Genomic DNA, 23,881 nt, shown 5'->3' with positions numbered 1-23,881 from the left:
GCAACGTCATGGAGAATCAGGAAGACGGTAAAGAAGCCCTGTTCAGGCAGCAGCAGCTGGAACGCGCCCGTGAGCTGGTCACGCTCATGGAGTCGGGAGACGAGGAAGGGGCAGGGCGACTCATCGAGGAGATGGGGCGTATGCACGAGAGTCTGCTGTTCCAGGAACTGGGCAAGCTGACCCGGGATCTGCACGAGGCTCTGAACAGCTTCCGTCTGGACTCCCGGCTCTCCGAACTGACGCATCAGGACATCCCCGATGCCAAGGAACGTCTGAACTACGTGGTCGCCATGACCGATCAGGCAGCCCATCGCACCCTCAATGCCGTGGAGGATGCCTTGCCGGTCTCGGAAATGCTGGCTGAGCGCGCTCGCACATTGGCGGCCGACTGGGCCCGCTTCCGTCAGCGGGAAATGTCCGTGGACGAGTTCCGGTCGGTGAGCCAGGCCCTGGCCGATTTTCTCCAGGATACGGAACGGGACGCGGAGATCCTGCGCGGCCAGCTGTCGGAAGTGCTGATGGCCCAGGATTTCCAGGATCTCACAGGGCAGGTCATTCGTCGTGTCATGACCCTGGTACAGGACCTGGAGGATAACCTGGTGGGGCTGGTGCGCATTTCCGGCAAGCGCCTGTCCACGCCGGAGGGCAAGGACAGGGAAGCGGACATTCAGCCGGGTGGTCCCGCAGTCAAGGGGACTTCGGACCATGGCGACGTGGTGAAAAGCCAGGACGATGTGGATGACCTGCTGTCCAGTCTTGGATTCTAAGGCCGGACCTGTCATCGGAGCCTCCGCCGGTTTCAGGTTTTGCCGTTCCGGCCGCCAAACCGGAGTATCAGGGTGCGTTTGCACCGGGCGTGAGAGACGGACATGAGTCTGGATACCGACGACGAAATCCTGCAGGACTTTTTGGTTGAGGCCGGTGAATTGCTGGAGGGTCTGAGCGAGCAGCTGGTGCAGCTGGAGCAGACCCCCAGCGACAAGGACCTGCTCAATGCGGTCTTTCGCAGCTTTCATACCATTAAGGGTGGGGCCGGATTCCTGAGTCTGGACAACCTGGTCAAGATCTGCCATCGCGCGGAGGATGTCTTCAACCTGCTGCGTCAGGGCCAGCGCAGTGTGGACAGCAACCTGATGGATATCATTCTTCAGGTGGTTGATGTGCTGAACCGGATGTTCGACGAGGTGCGCTCCGGCACGCAACCGGCACCCGCGCCGGATCAGCTGATGGCGGCCCTGGAACCCCTGGCGCTACCCGAGGGAGAGGAAGAGGCATCGGTGCCGCCCCCTCCGGTTGTCCCCGTGGCACCCGAGCCTCCGCCCCCGCCCGCATCGCCATCGGGGGAACTGCAGGGGGGCGATATCACGGATGAGGAGTTTGAGGCCCTGCTGGACGCCTTGCAGGACCAGAAGCAGAATGGCGGTCCGCGGCCGATCCCGGCCGCGCCACCACCACCCGTGTCCGGTGGCCAGGAGCAGGCGGGTGGCGACACCATCAGCGATGAAGAATTCGACCAGCTTCTGGACGAACTGCAGGGCAGGAGGCCGGGTTCGGCCGCTACCCAGCCGGCATCCCCCCAGGGAGCGGGGGACATCATCACCGATGACGAGTTCGAAAACCTGCTGGACAATCTCCATGGCAAGGGGGCGGCGCCTAAACCCGTGATACCGGCCGGCGCGCCGTCGCTTTCTGCCGCCAGACCTGCACCGGCGGAGACGCCGGTCGGTGGCGTCGACAAGGGAGCCAAGCCGGCCGCTCTGGCCGACACGTCGGTCCGGGTGGATACCAAACGTCTGGATGACATCATGAATCTGGTGGGGGAACTGGTGCTGGTGCGCAACCGCCTGGCGACCCTGCGCTCCCGGATGCGGGATGAACAGGTATCCAAGGCCGTGACCAATTTGGATGTGGTCACGGCGGATTTGCAAGCCGCGGTGATGAAGACCCGGATGCAGCCGATCAAGAAGGTGTTTGGGCGTTTTCCCCGGGTGGTCCGGGATCTGGCCCGCAGTCTGAAAAAGGAGGTCAACCTGGAGCTGTGGGGGGAGGACACCGATCTTGACAAGAATCTGGTGGAGGCCTTGGCAGACCCCCTGGTGCATCTGGTGCGAAATGCGGTCGATCACGGCATCGAGTCGCCGGAGGAGCGCCTGGCCGCCGGTAAGCCCCGTGCCGGTCATGTGGTCCTGTCCGCGGCCCAGGAGGGTGATCATATCCTGCTGACCATCTCCGATGACGGCAAGGGCATGGACCCGGAGGTGTTGCGCGGGAAGGCGGTGGAAAAGGGACTGATGGATGAAGATGCGGCGTCACGGCTTTCCGATCACGATGCCTTCAATCTCATCTTCAGGGCGGGATTTTCCACCAAGACCGAGATTTCCGACGTTTCCGGCCGCGGTGTCGGCATGGATGTGGTCAAGACTCGGATTGCCCAGCTCAATGGGCGGGTGGAAGTCACTTCCGAACCGGGTAAGGGCAGTATCCTGAGCATCCGGCTACCGCTGACCCTGGCCATCCTGCCCACCTTGATGGTGGTGCTGGGCCGGCAGCGTTTTGCCCTGCCGTTGGCCAATGTGAGTGAAATTTTCGACCTGGATCTGTCCCGAACCAACCGCGTGGACGACCAGGAGGTCATCATGGTGCGTAATCGCTCCTTGCCGCTTTACTATCTACGGCGGTGGCTTGTGCCCGGCAGCAGCGATGAATACCGGGGCATGGGGCATGTGGTGGTGGTGTTCAGCGGTAATCAGCGCGTGGGCTTTGTGGTGGACAGCCTGATCGGCCAGGAAGAGGTGGTCATCAAGCCCCTGGGCGATATGCTGCACGGCGTTCCCGGTCTGGCGGGTGCGACCATCACCGGCGATGGGGGCATTGCGCTGATTCTTGACGTACCTGGGCTTTTGAAGAATTACGCCAGAAGGCATTGATCTGATCTGCTCTCGCAACATCCCGATCAATCCGGACGCGAGGGCCCATGACCTGAAAAAGATGGAGAGACTTGATGGCGGTTCGCGTGCTGGTGGTGGACGATTCCGGATTTTTCCGGCGCCGCATCGTGGAAATCCTGAATGCCGATCCGTCCATTGAGGTGGTGGGGACCGCCGGCAACGGCCAGGAGGCGGTGGAACTGGCCGCCAGTCTGAGCCCGGACGTGATTACCATGGATATCGAGATGCCGGTGATGGACGGCATCACCGCCGTCAGGCGCATCATGGCCCGTCGTCCGGTACCGATCCTCATGTTTTCCTCCATCACCACCGAAGGGGCCAAGGCCACCCTGGACGCCCTGGAGGCCGGGGCGGTGGACTTCCTGCCGAAGAAATTCGAGGAGATTGCCCGTGACCAGGAGCACGCCAAGGAAGTGCTGCGCCGCCGCGTCAAGGCGGTCGGACGGCGGCGCTTCTCCCAGCCCACGACCTCGACACCGGCTGTTGCCACCTCGTTAGCCGCCGGTTCTCGCCCGGCATCGGCCGCGTCGCCGTCGGGCAGATCGGTGACGGCCGCGCCGCCGGCCATCCCTGCGGCACCCCGATCCTCAAGGAGTGTCGCGGATCGCACACCCGTTCAACTGCGGGATTTCCGTGTGGTTCTCATCGGAACCTCGACGGGAGGACCGTTGGCACTGCAGAAGGTGCTGTCGGAACTGCCCGCCCATTTTCCACTTCCGTTGTTGTTGGTACAGCACATGCCGGGCACCTTCACCCCGGCCTTTGCCCAGCGCCTGGATCAGTTGTGCCGGATCCGGGTCAAGGAGGCAGTCGATGGTGATGTGCTGACTCCGGGGCTGGCCCTGCTGGCCCCCGGCGGCAAACAGATGCTGGTGGAGGCCCGCGCAGGCCAGCAACGGATCAGGATCACCGAAAGCGCACCCGAACAACACTATCGCCCCAGCGTGGATGTCACTTTCAATTCCGCTGCCGCGGTGTTTCGCGGCGATGCCCTGGCCATCATCATGACCGGCATGGGTGCCGATGGTCGGGAGGGAGCGCGGCTGCTCAAACGCTGCGGCTCGAAGATCTGGGCCCAGGATGAGGAGAGTTGCGTGGTGTACGGCATGCCGGCCGCGGTGGTGGATGCGGGGCTTGCGGACCGGATTCTGCCGCTGTCCCAGATCGGCAGGTTGCTGGCGGAGGGGGGCTGACCCATGGATATCCTGACGCTGATCGGTGTACTCCTGGCCCTGGTGGCCATTTTCGGTGGCACCATTGCCAAGGGCAGTGGCCTGGCTGCCCTGTGGAACCTGGCCGCGTTCGTGATCGTGGTGATCGGCACCATTGCCGCCGCCCTGATTCAGGCCCGTCCGGCGGTATTCCTGCAGTCCATGAAGATCCTGCCCTGGGCCTTCGTGCCGCCGCGCCTGGATCCGGAAGCGATCATTGAGCGGATCATCAGCTGGAGTCAGGTGGCCCGCAAGGAAGGCCTGCTGGGGCTTGAATCCCTGGCGGAAACCGAGGAAGACCCGTTCGCCCGCAAGGGCCTGCAGCTGTTGGTGGACGGCACGGAACCCGAGACCATCCGCACGATTCTGGAAGTGGATAGCCAGACCCGTGAAGATTTTCACACCCAGGCCGCCAAGGTCTATGAAAGCATGGGCATCTACGCGCCGACCATGGGCATCATCGGCGCGGTGATGGGCCTGATGGCAGTGATGCAGAACCTGGCCGATCCCAGTCGCCTGGGTGCCGGCATCGCGGCGGCCTTTGTGGCCACCATCTACGGGATTGCCTCGGCCAACCTGTTTTTCCTGCCGGTGGCCAACAAGCTCAAGGCCATCATCCAGAATCAGGGGTCTTATCGGGAAATGATCATTGAAGGAATCATCTCCATTGCCGAGGGTGAGAATCCGCGCAATATCGAAACCAAACTGCAGGGGTATCTGCACTGATCCGTTGGGCCATGCACCATGGCCGCGGCTCTGAGGAGGTTGCTGGAAGCCTGTCATGTCGAGACGTCGCAAAAAACACGAGGATCATGTCAATCACGAGGCCTGGGCGATCCCCTATGCGGATCTACTGACCCTCCTGTTGGCCTTCTTCGTGGTGATGTACGCGATCTCGTCGCTCAACGAGGGTAAATACCGGATTCTTTCCGAGTCCCTGGTCGAGGCTTTCAGGGCTACCCCCAGGACCATTGAGCCGGTTCAGGTGGGTGATCTGACCCGCTCACCACGTCCTTCCGTGGTGGAGCCGCCGCCCATCGCCTCTCTCGCGGAGCTAGGGCAGATGACCCGCAGCCTGGAAGAGATTCTGGTGGACATGGATCTGGATGGGCTGTCGGTGGCCATCGAGGGGATCAATGCCATGGCGGACCAGATCGAGGTGGCCATGGCGCCGTTGATCGAGGCAGGCCTGATCGAGGTGGGACGGGATCGACTCTGGATCGAGGTCCAGATCAATACCAGCATCCTGTTCGCCAGCGGCAGTGCCGAGCTGGCATCGGAAGCGGTACCGATACTGGAGAGACTGGCCGCCATCCTGGCCCAGTTTCCCGCGCGCATCCATGTGGAAGGTCATACCGACAATATCCCCATCAGCACGCCGGTCTATCCTTCCAATTGGGAGCTGTCATCCGGGCGGGCCGCCACCGTGGTCAACCTGTTTGCCCGCAATGGGGTGGATCCGGAGCAGATGGCGGCCATCGGATTCGGCGAATATCGCCCCAAGGCCGACAATGCGACACCGGAAGGGCGTCTGCAGAATCGTCGTGTCAATATTGTGGTGCTGGCGGGGCGTCGTCCCGGCATGGGAGAGGGTGCCCCACCGGAGATGCTGCGCGAGGACATCCAGATACTGTTGCATCAGGGACGACGAAGCATGGAGGATCAGCCATGACCGTAGTATGGGCTGTCGCCAATCAGAAGGGAGGGGTGGGAAAGACCACCACCACGGTATCCCTGGGCGGGCTGCTGGCAGCCAGGGGACATGAGACCCTGCTGGTGGATCTTGACCCGCACGGCTCCCTGACCGCCTATTTCGGCGGTGACCCGGAAGGTGCGACCGGTGGTGTCTACAGCCTGTTTCACCAGGCGGCGGAAGGCCGCCCGATCCAGGCAGCCGGAGCGGTACGCGCTACCCGGTTCGATCATCTGTACATTCTGCCCGCATCGACGGCCCAGGCCACGCTGGATCGTCAGCTGGGGACCCGGGAAGGCATGGGTCTGGTCATCAAGCGGGCGATCCAGGGACTTCAGGGGCGCTTTGAGTACGTCCTGCTGGATTGTCCGCCCATGCTGGGAGTATTGATGGTGAACGCCCTGGCGGCCTGCAGCAAGCTGCTCATCCCGGTACAGACGGAATATCTGGCCATTCGCGGGCTGGACCGCATGCTGCAGACATTGAAAATGATCCAGCGTTCCCGCAAGGACAGCCTGGAATATGTGGTGGTACCCACCTTGTTCGATCGCCGTACCCGCGCCTCCACCCAGGCGCTGTGGGAGCTGCGTGACAATTACAGCGACTGCCTCTGGCAAGGCGTGATCACCGTGGATACCAAGTTCAGGGAAGCGGCCATCGCCGGCATGCCCCTGCCCATCATGGTGCCGGATGCCCGGGGTACGGAAGCCTATGCCCGCTTGCTGGCTGCTTTACTGGGCCAGGACGACTTTCACCAAAGGGCCGCATCATGAATCAGCGGGATGACAGGCCGGAGGTGCACAAGCAACGGATCACGGTGGTGGATGAGCCCCAGGCACTCACCGCCTATCTGGATGATCTGCTGCAGGAAATCGCGGAAGTCACGCCGCATTCGTCCGTGCCTGAGGCACCGCCGGCCGTCGCCAAGCCCACGCCCCCCACTCCCGCACGCTCCCTGGTGACCCCGATCAGGCCTGCGCCGGTCGCCGTACCGCCGCCACCGCCCACACCGCCGGTGCAGGATCATCCCCCGGCCTGGGCACGAAAACCCTTTCAGTGTCTGCTGTTCCGGCTGGGCGGGGTGACGCTGGCGATTCCACTGGTCAAGCTGACCGGCATTCTGGCAATGCCCAGGGAAATCACCCCCATGCCTGGTCACAGTGCCCTGTTTCTGGGATTGACGGAACACCATGGCCGCAAGGTGAAGGTGGTGGATATCAGCCCCCACGTGCTGCCGCCGGATCGTCTGGCGCAAAGGCCGCCTCCCGGCAACCTGATCCTCATCGACGAGGGGCGTTGGGGACTGGCCTGTGATCGGGTGGAAGAAACCCTGATCCTGTCTCCCGAACTGGTGCGCTGGCGTTCGCCAAGCGGCAAGCGACCCTGGCTTTCCGGCACGGTGATCAAGCACCTGTGTGCGATACTGGATGCGGACTACCTGGCCCGGAGCCTGGAGCAGGGTACCTGGGGCTGAGGGCGCCTTCTGCAGCCTGAACATTCCGATATCAAGAACCATCGCCGGTCACATGACACGATGTTCCCGGCCCGAACAGAGGTTTCATTTCATGGCAAAAGAATCCCAGGCGGCAGCTGCCACTCAGTACGTCACTTTCCGGCTTGCGGAGGAGACCTATGCCATCAACGTCATGCAGGTGCAGGAGGTGCTGCGGGTGACGGAGATCGCGCCGGTGCCTGGGGCACCCCATTACGTACTCGGCATCATCAATCTGCGCGGCAATGTGGTCACGGTGATTGATGCCCGCCGTCGCATGGGCCTGATGGACAAGGACTCCGACGATGCCTCCAGGATCGTCATCATCGAGGTGAGTGGGCAGGTGGTCGGCATCATGGTGGACAGCGTGGCTGAAGTCATCGAGCTGGCGGCCCGGGATGTGGAGCCGGCCCCGAACGTGGGCAACGATGAAAGCTCCAAGTACATCCAGGGCGTGGCCAGTCGTGACGGCGAGCTGACCATCGTGGTTGACCTCAACAAGCTGCTCACCGATGATGAGTGGGCCGAGGTGGCAACCCTTTAAGAGGGATGACCTTCTTTTCCGGAGGCACGCCATGGCCGCAGATCTCCCGATTCCGCCTGCCCACCCACTGGTGCCGGGGCGCCCCGTGCCCGAGGAAGGGGACGAGCGGGGGCGGTTTCCCCGTTCTCCGCCCCGTCGCAAGCGACCGGAAGGCGATGCGGACGACGAGAGTCAGGATGACGGCAAGCCGCCCTCCGGGCCGCCGCGCAGGTCTGACCGGGATGATGACCCCAACCACATAGACGAATACGCATGATTCCTTACATCGTCATGACCCTGGCCTTACTGATTGCCATGGCAAGTGCCGCGGCCTGTTTCTGGCTCAAACACCAGCTGGATGGCATGCGCAAGCGACTGAACCTGCAGGAAACCTCTGTGCTGGCCCTGAGGGGTGCGCTCAGTGCGCTGCACAGCGAGGAACAGCAGTTCGAGGCCTATCGCAAGAAGGTGGATCAGCAACTGCGGCGTCTGGCGGAGCAGCAGGAGCAGGTACTCATGCGCGATGTGGATGAAGGCCCTTACCGGCAGGCCATGCGCATGGTCAGACAGGGGGCGACCCGGGATGACCTGGTGGCCAGTTGCGGGCTCTCATCGGGGGAGGCGGAACTGCTGCTGGCCATGCATCGCGATCAGTCCGTGTCCTGATGTCTGCCGGCATCGGCGGGCGTCCTGCCGCTGAGCAGGTAGACGAAGGCCAGGACTTCCGCCACCGCCACATAGAGATTTTCCGGAATCTCCTCGCCCAGGGGGACGCGGGAAAGGGTCATGCTCAGGGCGGCATCCCGATGAACGGGCACATCATGGGCCCTGGCGATGTCCAGTATCCGCTCCGCCAGCTCCCCTTCACCCTTGGCCGTCAGGCGTGGGGCGCCGCTGCCGCCGTAGTGCAACGCAATTGCCTGCCGCCGGCCCTGCTTGTGTTCGATGGGTGTCTTCATCAGGCGTGGCTGTCGATCCAGGGGCCGTCCGCGGCGGTGGGCGAGGGTTCCGGGGGTGTTCCGGTGCGGCAGTTCAGGCTGTGAACCTGAAGATTCCTGGCTTCCAGGTTGTCCTTGAGCCGGGGCAGGGCGTCTTCAAGGCGTCGGCGTGTCTCTTCCGAGTCGACCCGGAAGTGGGTGCTGACGTCCTGTCCCCGGACCACGATCCTGACATGCACCGGTCCCAGTTCAGGCAGATCCAGGGCCAGATCCGCTTTCCAGGCATGTTCATGGGCATCATCCCCGTGACCCTGGCGGGCCTCCCGTTCCAGACGCATATGGACGATGTCGACCCCCTGTTCTGCGCGCAGGGCCAGTTCCAGCAGCCAGCGCGGCGGAGAAACCTCGTCCGGTTTCTCCGTGGATGAAAGCTGATGGACCACCAGTCTGGCCAGGGATCGCTCCACCTGCTGGCGCAATGCGTCCAGCAGCAGAGGGGCGGGCAGGAGTGCGGCTCCGGCGGCCGCCGGTGCGCGAGGCTGGGCGGTCGGTGAGGTGTTGGGCAAGGGTGGCGGTAGGTCCGCCGTCGCTTGGCCACCCCGGGGCAATGCGGTGCGCGGCTGCAGGGGCAGGGCGCGCAGTTGTTCGGCCAGAGACAGCAGGCGTGCTTTCAGGTCCTGGGGGAGATCCGTGCGCGCCGAAGGCGCGGGGTGAGCGAGCCGGGCTTCGTAGAACAGGCCCGAAGCCAGTATCGCCTGGCGCAGACCTTCCGGGTTGGCAATGTGTGAGGGGGTGGGCAGGGTCTGCCACAGACGCTGCAAGGCCTGGGCTAGCGGTTCGGGAAGCCCCGGAACAGCGGCCTGTCCCGGCTGGTTCAGTGCGTGCAGGTTTGCCAGCAGGGGGGCCTGTCCGGACTGCTGAGGCGCCCACTGCCTGAGCAAGATCGGCAGGATTGCCTGCGGCGTATTCGGCAATGGAGAGTGTGGCGCGGACGGTTGTGGCGACGATGCTTCCCGCAGCAGAGCAAGTTCCAGTCTGGGGTTGACGGCGGTGACCTGCATCCGCAGGCTATCCCCGGCGCGTACGGCCACCGGCAGGCGTAGCGCCAGGATTTCACCCGCCAGCCGCAGCTGCACGGTCTCTCCTGCGCTCAGACTGCCGGTCAGAACCCTGGCCTGGAGGATCTGTCCGGTCTGGAGGCGTTGCAGGAGATTGCTCAGCGTGCCGGCCTGCAGGTCGGCAGGTGGGAGACGAATCAGCTGGGGAGCGGAAGTTTCCATGGATGGTCTAACCATAGCCTGCGTCGATGCCCCCTGGCAACGCGCCCGGAGAGTATCGGGATGGATGGTGAATGATCAAGAAATGGTTTCAGCGGCTCAGGCAGTCCGGGCCTGTTGGTGGAGATTTTGAGATGAAAGTGAATGTCCTGTTCGTTTGCATGGGGAATATCTGTCGATCCCCCATGGCTCAGGGTGTCTTTGAACATCATGTGGCACAAGCGGGTCTTGAGGATCTGATTTATGTGGATTCCGCGGGGACCCATGCCTACCACGTGGACGAGCCGCCGGACGAGCGGGCGCGACGCACGGCCCAGGCCCGAGGAATTGACCTGTCCGGACAACGGGCCCGGCGCATTGATCGTGCGGATCTGGAACGGTTTGATTACGTGATGGTGATGGACCGGGACAATCTGGAGAACGTCCGACTGATGGGCGAGGGACGTCCCGGCATGCGTCTGTCCCTGTTCATGGAGTTCGGCAGCCAATGGTCCGAGCAGGAGGTGCCGGACCCTTACTATGGCGGTTCCGCCGGTTTTGAGCGGGTCATGGACATGGTGGAAGATGCTTCCAGAGGATTGTTGTTGCACCTCTGTCAGACTCACGATCTTCCGTTGAAGGGCCGGGGGTAGTTCCCCCGGCCACTGGGTGGCAGAGCGGGTCGCGCCGTCAGCGATCCGTGGCGTCCGGTCCCTTGCCGCTGTCCACCGGCGGTGTTTCCTTAACGCTGTCCACCGGGTCGGCGGGAGCGGGTTTTTCGACCGCGGCCGATGTTTCCGGAGCGGTGGCTGCGACCGTGCCGGCATGCTCCTTCGCCGTCCTGGCCGCCTCTTCCTTGCTGGTGCCGGCGGTCGTGCGCCGGCCTTCACCGCGACGGGGGCCGGCGGGTCTCTGGGCCTTGACGGAGCCTGAGCGACGAGGCTCACGGGTGTCTTCCGTGACGCCCTTACCACCCTCGTCAGGCGTGGCCGAGGGGGTTGCCTGCGGGTCCTTGTCTCCCGCGCTCTCCTTTACCGGTGCCGGTGATGCCTTTTCCTGGGAGGACTGAGACATTTCACGGGGCAGCTCCACCTTGGGCGCCGGTGGCTCGGCAGAGCGAGGTTCCGTCGGGACGGCAAGAGGCTTGGCCGCCGCCGGTGGGGGCAGCTGGCGATTGGAATCGACAGCGGCATTTGTCCGGGTTTCCTGTCCGGGCTGCTCGGTTTTTGGCATGGATGTTCCAGCATTGTCCGGAGCGGCCTGGGCGGGTTCCCGGAGACGGCTGTATTCACGCTGTCCGGCAGTCTGTTCCACGACGTCGGAAGACGCCTTGCGGGCCTCCCCTGTTGTCTCCGGAGAGTTCTGAGCTTCGTCTTGACGGCCGTTTTCCGTGGCACGGGACTCATCACCCGAGCCGGTGCTGCGACGACGGCGACGGCCGCCCCTGCGTCCTCGACTCCGGGTACCGCCGTCCCGCTCCCGACGCTCCTGTGCGGGGGACTGGGCGGTTTCGCTGGGGCGGGATTCCTCCTGGGGTGCTGCTGGCGGTGTCTCGGTTGCAATAGGGGGTACGGGTTTGACGGCGTCGGCTTCTTCGGTGCGTCTGGTGGGTTCCGGGCGCTGACCGCCGTTGCCGCGCGAGCGCTCATCGCTGCCTGCATCCCGGCCGCGCCGGGAACGAGGGGTGCGTCGGGAGCGCCCCTTGCTCGTATCGGCATCCCCTTCCTGGGGCGGGCGTTCGCGCCGGGCGGGCGACGTGCTGCCTTCGGTCCGTTCTGTGCGGCCTTGGTTGCTCCGGGGCTCGGGGCTGCGGGCAGGCTGGCTGCGTTGTGCCGGGCGGGGCGCAGCCTGCGTCACCTGACGTTCCTCATTGGAGAACAGGCTGCTCCAGATGCGGCTGAACAGACCGGGCAGGGATACCGGGGAGGCGCTACGCCGATCCTGAGCGGCGGCTACCTGGGGCCGCGGCTGGGACTCCCGTGGTGCCGGGGAGGTGGTGGCGATGGTCTGCACCATGGCCTTCTCAAGACGGCTCTTGCGGGTCTGGTTGACCAGTTCAGGCTCATCTTCCGCCAGGAGCTGGTAGCTGTTCCTGCCCTCGAGTTCCTCCGCCACTTCCTCGCCGCGCATGCGTCGTACCGTGAAATGGGGTGTCAGCATGCCAGGGCTGGGTACCAGGGTAATGTCTACCCTGTAACGGGTTTCGATGGTGGAGATCACGTCCCTTTTTTCGTTCAGCAGGAAGGTGGCCACGTCTACCGGCAGGTGAGCCAGCACGCACCCGGTCTTCTCTTTCATGGCCTCTTCTTCCACCAGTCGCAGCACGGACAGGGACAGTGACTCCACGCTGCGGATGTGGCCGTGACCATTGCAGCGGGGGCAGACGATCTGGCTGGACTCTCCGAGGGAGGGGCGCAGACGCTGGCGAGACATTTCGAGCAGACCGAAGCGTGAGATGCGTCCTACCTGGACACGGGCCCGATCCACTTCCAGAGCCGAGCGCAGACGGTTTTCCACCTCGCGCTGGTTCTTGTTGGGGGCCATGTCGATGAAGTCGATGACGATGAGACCGCCCAGATCTCGCAGTCGCAGCTGTCGGGCAATCTCCTCGGCGGCTTCCAGATTGGTGTTGAGGGCCGTTTCCTCGATGTCGCTACCCTTGGTGGCACGGGCGGAGTTGACATCGATGGAGATCAGCGCCTCGGTGTGATCGATGACGATGGCGCCACCGGAGGGCAGGGTGACCTCCCGCTGGAAGGCGGCCTCGATCTGGCTTTCGATCTGATAGCGGTTGAACAGGGGGACGTGGTCTTCGTAGAGCTTGAGCTTGCGCAGGTTATTGGGCATCACCTGCTGCACGAAGTCCCGAGCCTGGTCGAAGACCTTGGCATCATCAATGATGACTTCGGCGATGTCGTTGCGCATGTGATCCCGCAGGGTACGGATGATGACATTGCTTTCCTGATAGATCAGGAACGGGCCCTTGCGGATTTCGGCGGCCTCGGCGATGGAGATCCAGAGGGTCTTGAGGTATTCCAGATCCCACTGCAGTTCTTCCACGCTGCGGCCGACACCTGCGGTGCGGGCGATCAGCCCCATGCCCTGCGGCACATCCAGTTGAGCCAGGGATTCGCGGATCTCGCTGCGTTCCTCGCCCTCGATGCGGCGTGACACGCCGCCGGCCCGGGGGTTGTTGGGCATGAGCACCAGATAACGCCCTGCCAGGCTGACGAAGGTGGTCAGGGCGGCGCCCTTGTTGCCCCGTTCCTCCTTTTCCACCTGGACGATGAGTTCCATGCCCTCCTTGAGGGAGGTTTTCGGCGAGGCTTCGGGGTTGTCGGGCTGGTTCAGATAACTGCGGGAGATTTCCTTGAAGGGCAGGAAACCGTGTCGCTCCGCGCCGTAGTTGACGAAGGCAGCTTCAAGGCTGGGTTCGACGCGGGTGACGACACCCTTGTAGACGTTGGCCTTTTTCTGTTCGCGGGAAGGTAGCTCGATGTCCAGATCGTAGAGTTTCTGGCCGTCCACCATGGCCACTCGCAGCTCTTCCGGCTGCGTGGCATTGACTAGGATTCGTTTCATGAAGTGTGTCTCGGGTGCAATGCCCGTCCACGCCCCGGCGCTCACAGGGCTTCGGCAGTGCTGCATGGAGGGGGCGCACGCCGCCGATCATCAGGGCGCATGCGAACAGCCATGGGAGCACGATGCCCGCATGTGCAGGGCATGGGGTCGTGGGGGCAAGATTGTCCAAAAAACCGCTCAGAATATTCAAAGGTTCTTTAATTTCTAGAGCGTGGATATCCATGACGGGGAACGACACATGCCCCTTGGGCAGGCATTCTCCGTTTGGTGTTCTGTCGGTCGCGGGAGGTGGGCGATTCGGGAGGGTTTGCGGCAACCGCGAGGCCGCGGGGCCGCCCCGATATCTGCCGAGTCAACCCAGCGCGACGCGTCATGATAGCAACCCGGTATAATTCCATCAAACCTTTGAGCGACCTGTTATTATTCGATCATGCCCAAAACCCCTGAATCCAGCCCTTCGACGGTTGTCCACGTCCAGGTCGGTGCGGCCGATGCCGGACAGCGCCTGGACAATTTCCTCCTGCGCCATCTCAAGGGTGTGCCCCGTACCCGGGTCTACCGACTCCTGCGTAAGGGTGAGGTGCGTGTCAACAAGGGTCGCGCCAAGCCCGATTACCGGGTCGTGACCGGGGATAGTGTGCGGATTCCACCGGTCAGCCGTAGCGAACCGCGACAGGATGACCGGCCGTTGCCCCAGGGGCTGGCGGATCTGCTGGAGTGGTCGGTGCTGCTGGAAGACGACGACCTGCTGGTGATCAACAAGCCCGCCGGTTTGCCGGTGCATGGGGGCAGTGGCGTGGCTGTGGGGGTCATCGAGGCTCTGCGCAAGATGGGCCGGGGCAAGCCCTTCCTGGAACTGGCCCACCGCCTCGACCGGGAGACCAGTGGCTGTCTGGTGCTGGCTCGTAATCGTCCGGCGCTGCTGGCCTTTCATGAACTTCTGCGTGGCGGCGGGATCGACAAGATCTATCTGACCCTGCTGGCGGGGCGGTGGCCGGGGGGGAGCGTCGAGTGAACGCGGGCCTGGCCCGTAATGCCCGTCGTGGTGGTATCCGGCTGGTACAGGTGGATGAGGAGGAGGGCCGCGACGCGGATAGCCTGTTCATCCCGGTGCGGCGTTTTGACCAGGCCACCCTCATGGATGTCCGCATCGGCACGGGGCGCACCCATCAGATCCGTGTGCACGCGGCCCATGAGGGGCATCCGGTGGCGGGTGATCGGCACTATGGTGATTTCGAGTTCAATCGCCGCTTGAAGAAGCTGGGACTCAGGCGCCAGTTCCTGCATGCCCGTGCCCTGCATTTCACGCTGCCGGGCAGTGATCGCACCTATGCCGTCGAAGCCCCGCTGGAACCGGAACTGGAGCAGGTGCTGGGGCGGCTTGCACCGTTGGATTGAGGTCTTTTCCCTGTGACATCTGAAAACCCCTATCAACTGCTGGTCTTCGACTGGGACGGCACCCTGATGGATTCGGTGGCGCGCATTGTGACCTGCATGCAGTCCACCATTGAGTTCCTGGGTATTGCCCCGTTGCCGGAACAGCGTCTGCGTCATGTGATCGGCCTGGGCATGCGGGAAGCCATCCTGCAGCTCTATCCGGATGCGGACGAGGATCTGTTCCATGCCTTCACCCAGGCCTATCGGGAACGGTTCCTGTTCACCGACGACACCCCCATGCCCCTGTTTGCGGGTGTGCCGGAACTGCTGGATGACCTGCGTGGACAGGGATACTGGTGTGCCGTGGCCACCGGCAAGTCACGGATGGGGCTGGATCGGGTGCTGGAGGAAACGGGCCTGGGGCCTCGCTTTCTGACGACCCGGTGCGCGGACGAGACACTCTCCAAGCCCCATCCCCAGATGTTGCTGGGCATCATGGACGAGCTGGGCGTCATGCCGGCGCGGACATTGATGATCGGCGACAGCACTCACGACCTGCTGATGGCCCGCAATGCCGGTACCGACGCCCTGGGTGTCACCTCCGGTGTCCATTCCGCCCGGGAACTGCAATCCCATGCCCCCAGGGGCCTGCTGGAAGGGGTGGCGCAATTGCCGGAGTGGCTGAAGCGCCGGTGCCAGGGGCGGTCCTCATAGGGCCTGTGGTCGAAAACATCATGTGCAATCAAGGATACTTCAACCGATGAATGCTTCAATGGATCCCGATGACGGCCAGCGCCGTTCCGCCCCGGAAAATTGGGAGCGGGAGGCGCTGCGTGAGATTGCCCTGGCAGGTGTCAAGGAGCGTCGCGCCGCCCGCCGCTGGGGTATCTTCTTCAAGCTGCTGGGCTTTGCCTACCTCTTCTTCATCCTGTTTGCGGTGATGGACTCCATGCCGGGCCGGGACGCGGATCGCAAGGCGCCCCACACCGCCCTGGTGGATGTCCAGGGCATCATTGCCGAGGGGAGTGCCGCCAGTGCCGACCTGGTGGTGAGGGGCTTGCGGGCCGCCTTCGAGAACCGCAATACCGTGGCGGTGATCCTGCGCATCAACAGCCCGGGCGGCAGTCCGGTACAGGCCGGTTACATCAATGACGCCATCCGGCACCTGCGGGAGCAGCATCCCGATATCCCGCTCTATGCGGTGATCTCCGATGTGGGGGCTTCCGGCGGCTACTATGTGGCCGTTTCCGCGGACCGGATCTATGCCGACAGGGCCAGCATCATCGGTTCCATCGGGGTGCGCATGGACAGCTTCGGCTTTGTGGACGCCATCGACCGCCTCGGCATCGAACGCCGTCTGATGACGGCGGGTGGCAACAAGGGTCTGCTGGATCCCTTCATGCCCGTGCAGGCGGATGAAAAGGCCCATGTCCAGGCCATGCTGGATCGTATCCACATGCAATTCGTGGAGGCGGTGAAGACCGGTCGTGGCGATCGGCTGGCGGATGATCCCCGCCTCTTCACCGGCCTGATCTGGACCGGCGAGGAAGGCGTTGAGCTGGGTCTGATCGACGGCCTGGGCAGTGCCGGTTATGTCGCCCGGGAGGTGGTCGGCGAGGAGCGGATCGTGGACTTCACCCGGCGCCAGGATCTGTTCACCCGTCTGGCGGAAGGCCTTGGGGTGGCTGCCCTGAGGGTGTTCCAGGACGGGTTCCAGGGCACCTTGAGATAGCGCCGGCAGCGGGAGTGTGCAGGATCAGTCATCGTTCTTGTGGGCGGAGACACCGGCGGTGAGGGTATAGCGCATGGCATCTTCCAGGGACAGATCCAGTGGTTCCACCCGCTCCCGCGGCAACATCAGGGTGTAGCCGCCGATCTGATAACTCATGGGCAGGTAGACGGCGATCATCCCTTTGCCGCCCAGGTTGTCGGGCAGTCCGGTAAAGTCCTCCCGGGTGACGAATCCCACCAGCTTGCCTTCCAGCCCCGGCAGGGTGACCAGCACCGCCTCACCGAAGCGCTTCTGGATGTCGCTGGAAAACAGCCGGGTCACGTCCCGCACCGTGCCGTGAATGGTCTTCACCACCGGGATGCGCTGCATCCAGCCTTCCACCCAGTTGAAGATCCCCTGCACGATATAGGCCCGCATCAGCAGCCCCAGAGCGAAGATCAGGCCGATACCAGTGATAAGCCCCAGGCCCGGGAAGTACAGCATATCGGGCAGGACCCATTGCAGCACCGCGCCCAGCAGGTTTTCCAGGGTGTTGCTCAGCCACAGCAGCAGCACAACAGTGACCAGTAACGGCAGAATGGCCGCCAGGCCGGTGAGGAAGGTTCGGGTAATTCCTTTCAAGACAGGTCTCCACTTGAACTGAACACGATAAAGCTCAACTATACCCCGGGTTGTTGTCTAGCTTGGTTGACACCCGGGGCAGGGCGATCTAATTTGACACGCATTCCAGGGTGAATTCGTCCGACCGCCTCACCCGGCCCAATCTATCAACAGGCACCAAGAGCATCATGGCAACAAAGCCCAAGTCCACAGTTGATCATACTCCCGTCCGGGTTGTCATCGTGACCATGGACACTCATCTGGCCAGTGCCACGGACCGGGCACGGATCAAGCTACAGAAAGACCTGCCGGGCCTGACGCTGAGCCTGCATGCCGCCTCCGAGTGGCAGGGCGACCAGGAGGCCCTGGAGGCCTGCCGGTCGGACATCGAGAAGGCAGACATTATCATCGCCACCATGCTGTTCCTGGAAGACCAGTACAAGCCCATCGTGCCGGCCCTGGAAGCCCGTCGCGACAACTGCGATGCCCTGGTCTGCGCCATGTCCGCCGCCGATGTGACCAAGCTGACCCACATGGGCAGCTTCGACATGTCCAAGCCCAGCAGTGGCCCCATGACCCTGCTCAAGCGCCTGCGGGGCAACAAGGGCAAGGAATCCGGCGGGACCGCCGGCGCCCAGCAGATGAAGATGCTGCGGCGCATTCCCCAGCTTTTGCGCTTCATCCCGGGCACCGCCCAGGACGTCCGCGCCTACTTCCTCACCCTGCAGTACTGGCTGGGCGGTTCGGAAGAGAACATGAGCAACATGATTCGCTTCCTCGTCGACCGCTATGCCTCCGGCCCTCGCGCCGCCCTCAAGGGCAAGGTGCCGTCCTCCATGCCGGTGGAATATCCCGAGACCGGCATCTATCACCCGGACATGAAACCGCGCATCTCCGACCGTCTGCAGGACCTGCCGGCCCGCTGGTCCGACAAGAATGCCAAGGGTCGGGTCGGGGTATTGGTGCTGCGTTCCTATGTCCTGGCGGGTAATGCCGGCCACTACGATCCGGTCATCCGCAGCCTGGAAGAGGAAGGCATGCAGGTGGTGCCGGCCTTCGCCTCCGGCCTGGACTCCCGTCCCGCCATCGAAAAGTTCTTCATGAAGGATGGCCGCCCCACGGTGGATGCCGTGGTGTCCCTGACCGGTTTTTCCCTGGTGGGCGGTCCCGCCTACAACGATGCCCGCGCCGCCGAGGAGATCCTGTCCAAGCTGGATGTGCCCTATGTGGCCGCTCATCCGGTGGAATTCCAGACCCTGGATCAGTGGGGCAACTCCGACCGCGGCCTGTTGCCGGTGGAAAGCACCATCATGGTGGCCATCCCGGAGCTGGACGGCAGTACCGTGCCCATGGTCTACGGCGGGCGTCCCGGCGGCGAAGGGGCGGTCTGCCAGGGTTGCGACACCCCCTGTACCTTCAGCCAGATCGAGAATCCTCAGGACATGTCCACCTGCAAGGAGCGTACCGCCATGCTGGTGGCCCGGGTGCGCAAGCTGGTGGAGCTGCGCCGCTCCGAGCGCGCCCAGCGCAAGGTGGCCATCGTCCTGTTCAACTTCCCGCCCAATGCGGGCAATACCGGCACCGCCGCCTACCTGGCGGTGTTCGAATCCCTCTTCAATACCCTCAAGGCCATGAAGGCGGAAGGGTACCAGGTGGATTTGCCCGAGAACGCCGACGCCCTGCGCGAGGCGGTGATCAACGGCAACCGGGAGCAGTACGGCTCCGATGCCAACGTCCATACCCTGATCCCCGCCGAAGAGCACGTGCGCCGGGAACGCTGGCTCAAGCAGATCGAATCCCAGTGGGGCGCCGCGCCCGGCAAGCTGCTCAGCAACGGCAGTTCCATCCTGGTCCAGGGACGGCAGTTCGGCAACGTGCTGGTGGCCGTGCAGCCGTCCTTCGGCTACGAAGGCGACCCCATGCGCCTGCTGTTCGAGCACGGCTTTGCCCCCACCCATGCCTTCTCCGCCTTCTATCGCTACCTGCGGGAGGATTTCAAGGCTCACGCGGTGCTGCATTTCGGTACCCACGGCGCCCTGGAGTTCATGCCCGGCAAGCAGGTGGGCATGTCCGGCACCTGCTGGCCGGACCGTCTCATCGGCGATCTGCCCAACCTGTACCTGTACGCTTCCAACAACCCCTCGGAAGGAGCCATCGCCAAGCGCCGCGCCGGTGCCACCCTGATCAGCTACCTGACCCCGCCGGTGGCCCATGCGGGGCTGTATCGCGGTTTGCTGGATCTGAAGAGCTCCCTGGAGCGCTGGCGCGGTCTGGAGCCGGAACAGGCCCATCAGCGGGAGGAACTGGCGGCCCTGATCCAGTCCCAGGCCGCCGAGCTGGAGCTGTGCAAGGCCGAGCCCCTGTGGGATGTCTCCGATGCCGGGGATGCGGACACGCAGATCCTCAAGCTCAACGAACAGATCCTGGAACTGGAGTACACCCTCATTCCCCACGGCCTGCACGTGGTGGGGCAGCCCCTGTCCGAAGAGGAGCGGGTGGACATGCTCCTGTCCATGGCCGAGGCCACCGACGAGAGTCGGCCCGACCGTGACCTGATCGAGGCCCTGGTCCGCACCGGTTCCGCCGACAAGGCGGTGAAGCAGACCGGCGCTCAGGTGGACGACGCCACCCTGGAGCGTCTGCGTGAATTGGCCAACGCCGACCATCTGCTGGCCCAGGAAACGGAGCTGGAAGGCATCCTCAAGGCCCTGGACGGACGCTACCTGCGCCCGGCCCCGGGCGGTGACGTCATGCGTACCCCCGAGGTGCTGCCCACCGGTCGCAACCTGCACGGCTTCGATCCCTTCCGGATCCCCAGTGCCTATGCCCTCAAGGATGGCGCCCGCCAGGCGGAACGCCTGCTGGCCCGCCATGTGGAAGAAGGCAACCCGCTGCCGGAATCCATCGCCCTGGTGCTGTGGGGCAGTGACAACCTCAAGACCGAGGGCAGCCAGATCGGTCAGGCCCTGGCCCTGGTGGGTGCCAGACCCCGGTTCGACAACTATGGTCGCCTGGCCGGCGCCACCCTGATTCCCCTGGAGGAGCTGGGGCGTCCCCGGGTCGACGTGGTGATCACCCTGTCGGGTATCTTCCGCGATCTGCTGCCGCTGCAGATCAAGCTGCTGGCCGAGGCCACCTTCCTGGCCGCCAGCGCCGATGAGCCGCTGGATCAGAACTTCGTCCGTGCCCATGCCCTGGCCTACCAGGAGAAGCACGGCTGCGATCTGGAAACCGCCGCCCTGCGGGTCTACGGCAATGCCGACGGTGCCTACGGCTCCAACGTCAACAACCTGGTGGAGAACGGCCGCTGGAACGATGAGGACGAACTGGCCGATACCTATACCCAGCGCAAGGGCTTTGCCTATGGTGTTTCCGGTCGTCCGGTGAAGCAGGATGCCCTGCTCAAGAGCATGCTGGCGGACGTGCAGCTCACCTATCAGAACCTGGATTCCGTGGAGTTGGGCATCACCACGGTGGATAACTACTTCGACACTCTGGGCGGTATCAGCCGTGCGGTGCGGCAGGCCCGCGGTGGTCAGGATACCCCGGTCTACATCGGTGATCAGACCAAGGGTGACGGTACTGTTCGCACGTTGTCGGAGCAGGTTTCCCTGGAGACCCGGACCCGGATGCTCAATCCTAAATGGTACGAAGGGGCCCTCAAGCATGGCTACGAGGGCGTGCGCCAGATCGAGGTGCATATCACAAACACCATGGGATGGTCCGCCACCACCGGTCAGGTGCAGCCCTGGGTCTACCAGAAGCTGTCCGAGACCTTCATGCTGGATCCGGAGATGCGCGAGCGTCTGGCCTCGCTTAACCCCACCGCCTCGGCGAAGATGGCCAATCGTTTGCTGGAGGCTTCAGAGCGCAACTACTGGCAGCCCGACGAGGAGACCCTGGAAGCCCTGCGCCGTGCCGGCGAGGAGCTGGAGGACCGTCTGGAGGGCACCTACGAGCAGCCCCCGGCGGCCTGATGGGGTGAAAGGGATGACATGAAAAAAGGGCGGGATATCCCGCCCTTTTTCGTGCCTGTCTTTCTGGTTTCGGCGTGTCCGGGTTCCTGTCGTCCCGGAGAATCCGTCAGCTCAGTCGCTGCATGTAGTCTTCATAACCGAAGGTCTTCACCGTCCTCACGGCCCGGGTATCCTCATCCACCCGGCAGATGGCGGGCAGGCGGATGCCGTTGAAGGTGGTGGTCTTGACCATGGTGTAGTGGGCCATGTCGGTGAACACCAAGCGCTGTCCGATCTCCAGGGGCCGGTCGAAGGAATACTCCCCGATGATGTCCCCGGCCAGACAGGTGGAGCCGCCCAGGCGGTAGGTGAAGGTCTTCTCCCCCGGCATGCCCGCGCCGATGATCTCCGGTCGATAGGGCATCTCCAGCACGTCCGGCATGTGGGCGGTGGCGGAGGTGTCCAGGATGGCGATGGGACCGGCGTTCTGCACGATGTCCAGCACCGTGCACACCAGGTAGCCGGTGCGCAGGGCGATCGCCTCGCCCGGCTCCAGGTAGACCGTCACCCCCGGATGGCGGGCACGGAAATCCCGGATCAGGCGGATCAGCCGCTCCACGTCATAGTCGTCCCGGGTGATGTGGTGTCCGCCGCCGAAGTTGATCCACTGCCGGCCGGGGATGTACTGCCCGAACCGGGCCTCGAAGGCCTCCAGGGTGTGCTCCAGAGCATCGCTGTTCTGTTCGCACAGGGTGTGGAAGTGCAGGCCCTCCAGGCCCGTCAGGTCCACGCCGGCCAGATCCACCGCCCGGGTCCCCAGGCGGGAGCCGGGGGCGCAGGGGTCGTACAGGGCCACCTTGCCTTCGGAATACTCCGGATTCACCCGGATGCCGCAGGAGATGTGCCGGGCCGCCCCGGCCACCTGCTTGCGAAAACGCTGCCACTGGGTGGGGGAGTTGAAGCTGATGTGGTCGGCATATTGCACCACCACTTTCATCTCCTCCTCGGTGAAGGCAGGGGAGTACACATGCACCTCCCCGCCGAACTTCTCCGCCCCCAGGCGGGCCTCGTCCTGGCCGCTGGCGGTGGTGCCCACCAGGTATTCCCGGACCATGGGGAAGGTATCCCACATGGCGAAGCCCTTCAGGGCCAGCAGGATCCGGCAACCGCTGTCGGCCTGGACCTGCTTGAGCAGGGCCAGGTTCTTGCGCAGCAGGGCGTCGTCCACCACGAAGGCGGGCGACGGGCAGGCATGGACGTCAAAAAAAGGAGGGGTCGTCTTGTCCATGGGCGATCAGGCCAAAGGATCGCTGTCGGGATCCAGTTCCACCATCTGCCAGGGCAGGCCCATGTCGCCGATGCGCTCCATGAACGGATCCGGGTCCAGCTGCTCCACGTTGAACACGCCGGCACCCTGCCAGATGCCCTGCACCATGAGCATGGCCCCGGTAACGGCGGGCACGCCGGTGGTGTAGGAAATGGCCTGGGACTGCACTTCCCGGTAGCAGGCCTCGTGGTCGCAGATGTTGTAGATGTAGACCTTGCGCCGCTTGCCGTCCTTGATGCCGTCCAGGATCACGCCGATGTTGGTCTTGCCCTTGGTGCGCGGCCCCAGGGACGCCGGGTCGGGCAGGATGGCCTTGAGGAACTGCAGGGGGATGATTTCCTTGCCCTCGAACCGGATGGGCTCGATGGAGGTCATGCCCACGTTCTCCAGCACCTTGAGATGGGTGATGTACTTTTCGGAGAAGGTCATCCAGAAACGGATGCGTTTGAGGCCCTTGATGTTGCGGCACAGGGACTCCAGCTCCTCATGGTAGAGCAGGTAGATATCCTTGGGACCGATGCCGTCGAAGTCGAACACCCGCTTTTCCGCCAGGGGGGCGGTTTCCTTCCACTCGCCTTCCTCCCAGTAGCGGCCGTTGGCGGTGATCTCGCGGATGTTGATCTCGGGATTGAAGTTGGTGGCGAACGGGTAGCCGTGGTCGCCGCCGTTGGCATCCAGGATGTCGATGCGGTGGATTTCGTCGAACAGGTTCTTCTGACCCCAGGCGCAGTAGATGTTGGTCATCCCCGGATCGAAGCCGCAGCCCAGGGTAGCCATGAGGTTGGCCTTGGCGTAGCGGTCCTGGAACGCCCACTGCTCCTTGTACTCGAACTTGGCCTCGTCGGGGTGTTCGTAGTTGGCGGTATCCAGGTAGGGGGTGCCGGTGCGCAGGCAGGCTTCCATGATGGTCAGGTCCTGGTAGGGCAGGGCCACATGGATGAGGACATCAGGCTTGAAGGACTCGATCAGGGCCACCAGGGCCTCCACGTCGTCCGCGTCCACCTGGGCGGTCTGGATGGGATGGTCCAGCTGGGCCGCGATGGCGCGGCACTTGGCCTCGTTGCGGCTGGCCAGACAGATCTCCGTGAAGACCTCCGGATGCTGCGCGCATTTGTGGGTGACAACTCCGCCAACGCCGCCGGCGCCGATAATCAGGACTTTGCTCATAGGCCTCGAATCAAACTGGGAAAGATGTGAGAAAAAAGGCGGATCGGACCGGGGTCCGAGACAGGATCATGTTGCAGTG

Annotated in this window: 22 protein-coding genes; 16 read left to right on the top strand and 6 right to left on the bottom strand. The window is 63.7% G+C overall.

Annotated elements, in window-relative coordinates:
* The first annotated feature begins 8 nt into the window (after positions 1-8).
* The 10 genes from ECTPHS_RS04575 (at position 9) to ECTPHS_RS04535 (ending at position 8,533) form a co-directional block, all read left to right on the top strand.
* Positions 9-767 carry a protein phosphatase CheZ gene (locus ECTPHS_RS04575; protein WP_040405178.1) on the top strand — a complete coding sequence of 253 codons (759 nt, stop codon included), beginning with the start codon at positions 9-11 and terminating at the stop codon, positions 765-767.
* Between the two features lie 102 nt (positions 768-869).
* Positions 870-2,927 (top strand): chemotaxis protein CheA, encoded by a 2,058-nt coding sequence (locus ECTPHS_RS04570; protein ID WP_008931519.1) that lies wholly within the window; start codon positions 870-872, stop codon positions 2,925-2,927.
* A gap of 74 nt (positions 2,928-3,001) precedes the next feature.
* The gene (locus tag ECTPHS_RS04565) at positions 3,002-4,141 is read left to right on the top strand and encodes a chemotaxis response regulator protein-glutamate methylesterase (RefSeq protein WP_008931518.1); all 1,140 of its coding nucleotides are present in this window, start codon (positions 3,002-3,004) and stop codon (positions 4,139-4,141) included.
* 3 nt (positions 4,142-4,144) lie between these two features.
* On the top strand, positions 4,145-4,885 hold the full coding sequence (locus tag ECTPHS_RS04560; RefSeq protein ID WP_008931517.1) for a flagellar motor protein: 741 nt from the start codon (positions 4,145-4,147) through the stop codon (positions 4,883-4,885).
* Positions 4,886-4,940: 55 nt separating this feature from the next.
* Positions 4,941-5,831 (top strand): flagellar motor protein MotD, encoded by an 891-nt coding sequence (motD, locus tag ECTPHS_RS04555; RefSeq protein ID WP_008931516.1) that lies wholly within the window; start codon positions 4,941-4,943, stop codon positions 5,829-5,831.
* Positions 5,828-6,625 (top strand): ParA family protein, encoded by a 798-nt coding sequence (locus ECTPHS_RS04550; RefSeq protein ID WP_008931515.1) that lies wholly within the window; start codon positions 5,828-5,830, stop codon positions 6,623-6,625. Before motD ends, ECTPHS_RS04550 begins: the two co-directional genes overlap by 4 nt.
* The gene (locus ECTPHS_RS13900) at positions 6,622-7,326 is read left to right on the top strand and encodes a chemotaxis protein CheW (protein ID WP_008931514.1); all 705 of its coding nucleotides are present in this window, start codon (positions 6,622-6,624) and stop codon (positions 7,324-7,326) included. The genes ECTPHS_RS04550 and ECTPHS_RS13900 overlap by 4 nt, the downstream gene beginning before the upstream one ends.
* 91 nt (positions 7,327-7,417) lie before the next feature.
* Entirely contained in the window at positions 7,418-7,888 is a 471-nt protein-coding gene (locus tag ECTPHS_RS04540) for a chemotaxis protein CheW (protein ID WP_040405135.1), read from the top strand.
* Positions 7,889-7,919: 31 nt separating this feature from the next.
* A complete protein-coding gene (locus ECTPHS_RS14190) occupies positions 7,920-8,144 on the top strand; it encodes a hypothetical protein (RefSeq protein ID WP_083838765.1) in 225 nt (74 codons plus the stop codon).
* The gene (locus tag ECTPHS_RS04535) at positions 8,141-8,533 is read left to right on the top strand and encodes a DUF2802 domain-containing protein (protein WP_008931511.1); all 393 of its coding nucleotides are present in this window, start codon (positions 8,141-8,143) and stop codon (positions 8,531-8,533) included. The genes ECTPHS_RS14190 and ECTPHS_RS04535 overlap by 4 nt, the downstream gene beginning before the upstream one ends.
* Here ECTPHS_RS04535 and ECTPHS_RS04530 read toward each other — a convergent pair.
* Positions 8,518-8,826: an EscU/YscU/HrcU family type III secretion system export apparatus switch protein gene (locus tag ECTPHS_RS04530; protein ID WP_008931510.1), complete on the bottom strand. Its 309-nt coding sequence runs from the start codon at positions 8,824-8,826 to the stop codon at positions 8,518-8,520. The two genes, ECTPHS_RS04535 and ECTPHS_RS04530, sit on opposite strands and share 16 nt — an antisense overlap.
* Positions 8,826-10,085: a flagellar hook-length control protein FliK gene (locus tag ECTPHS_RS04525; RefSeq protein WP_008931509.1), complete on the bottom strand. Its 1,260-nt coding sequence runs from the start codon at positions 10,083-10,085 to the stop codon at positions 8,826-8,828. Before ECTPHS_RS04525 ends, ECTPHS_RS04530 begins: the two co-directional genes overlap by 1 nt.
* 131 nt (positions 10,086-10,216) lie before the next feature.
* On the opposite strand from ECTPHS_RS04525, the gene ECTPHS_RS04520 reads away from it, so the two are divergent.
* Complete coding sequence (locus tag ECTPHS_RS04520) at positions 10,217-10,714, top strand: low molecular weight protein-tyrosine-phosphatase (RefSeq protein ID WP_008931508.1); 498 nt, start codon at positions 10,217-10,219, stop codon at positions 10,712-10,714.
* A gap of 37 nt (positions 10,715-10,751) precedes the next feature.
* Here the strand turns inward: ECTPHS_RS04520 and ECTPHS_RS04515 are convergent, their stop codons facing one another.
* On the bottom strand, positions 10,752-13,643 hold the full coding sequence (locus tag ECTPHS_RS04515) for an Rne/Rng family ribonuclease (RefSeq protein WP_050814210.1): 2,892 nt from the start codon (positions 13,641-13,643) through the stop codon (positions 10,752-10,754).
* 430 nt (positions 13,644-14,073) lie between these two features.
* Here ECTPHS_RS04515 and ECTPHS_RS15400 point away from each other — a divergent pair, with 430 nt between their 5' ends.
* Genes ECTPHS_RS15400 through ECTPHS_RS04495 form a run of 4 tightly spaced genes read left to right on the top strand, consistent with a single transcriptional unit; the run spans position 14,074 to position 16,752 of the window.
* Positions 14,074-14,658, top strand: a complete 585-nt coding sequence (locus ECTPHS_RS15400; protein WP_008931505.1) for a pseudouridine synthase — start codon at positions 14,074-14,076, stop codon at positions 14,656-14,658.
* Complete coding sequence (locus ECTPHS_RS15395) at positions 14,655-15,041, top strand: pseudouridine synthase (protein WP_008931504.1); 387 nt, start codon at positions 14,655-14,657, stop codon at positions 15,039-15,041. The genes ECTPHS_RS15400 and ECTPHS_RS15395 overlap by 4 nt, the downstream gene beginning before the upstream one ends.
* Positions 15,042-15,053: 12 nt before the next feature.
* Entirely contained in the window at positions 15,054-15,734 is a 681-nt protein-coding gene (locus tag ECTPHS_RS04500; protein WP_008931503.1) for an HAD family hydrolase, read from the top strand.
* 46 nt (positions 15,735-15,780) lie between these two features.
* A complete protein-coding gene (locus ECTPHS_RS04495) occupies positions 15,781-16,752 on the top strand; it encodes a S49 family peptidase (protein WP_040405131.1) in 972 nt (323 codons plus the stop codon).
* 24 nt (positions 16,753-16,776) lie between these two features.
* On the opposite strand, the gene ECTPHS_RS04490 is transcribed toward ECTPHS_RS04495, so the two are convergent.
* Entirely contained in the window at positions 16,777-17,373 is a 597-nt protein-coding gene (locus tag ECTPHS_RS04490) for a DUF502 domain-containing protein (protein WP_008931501.1), read from the bottom strand.
* Between the two features lie 167 nt (positions 17,374-17,540).
* Here ECTPHS_RS04490 and ECTPHS_RS04485 point away from each other — a divergent pair, with 167 nt between their 5' ends.
* Positions 17,541-21,329 (top strand): magnesium chelatase subunit H, encoded by a 3,789-nt coding sequence (locus ECTPHS_RS04485; protein ID WP_040405129.1) that lies wholly within the window; start codon positions 17,541-17,543, stop codon positions 21,327-21,329.
* Between the two features lie 106 nt (positions 21,330-21,435).
* Here ECTPHS_RS04485 and nspC read toward each other — a convergent pair whose 3' ends face one another.
* Together nspC and ECTPHS_RS04475 are read right to left on the bottom strand one after the other, a co-directional pair.
* Entirely contained in the window at positions 21,436-22,596 is a 1,161-nt protein-coding gene (nspC, locus tag ECTPHS_RS04480; RefSeq protein ID WP_008931499.1) for a carboxynorspermidine decarboxylase, read from the bottom strand.
* Between the two features lie 6 nt (positions 22,597-22,602).
* Positions 22,603-23,802, bottom strand: a complete 1,200-nt coding sequence (locus ECTPHS_RS04475) for a saccharopine dehydrogenase family protein (protein WP_008931498.1) — start codon at positions 23,800-23,802, stop codon at positions 22,603-22,605.
* Between the last annotated feature and the right edge of the window lie 79 nt (positions 23,803-23,881).

This window comes from Ectothiorhodospira sp. PHS-1 (genome assembly GCF_000225005.1).
Taxonomy (GTDB): domain Bacteria; phylum Pseudomonadota; class Gammaproteobacteria; order Ectothiorhodospirales; family Ectothiorhodospiraceae; genus Ectothiorhodospira.
The sequence above is the reverse complement of the archived record's forward strand: the minus strand, read 5'-3'. Positions and strand labels throughout refer to the sequence as shown.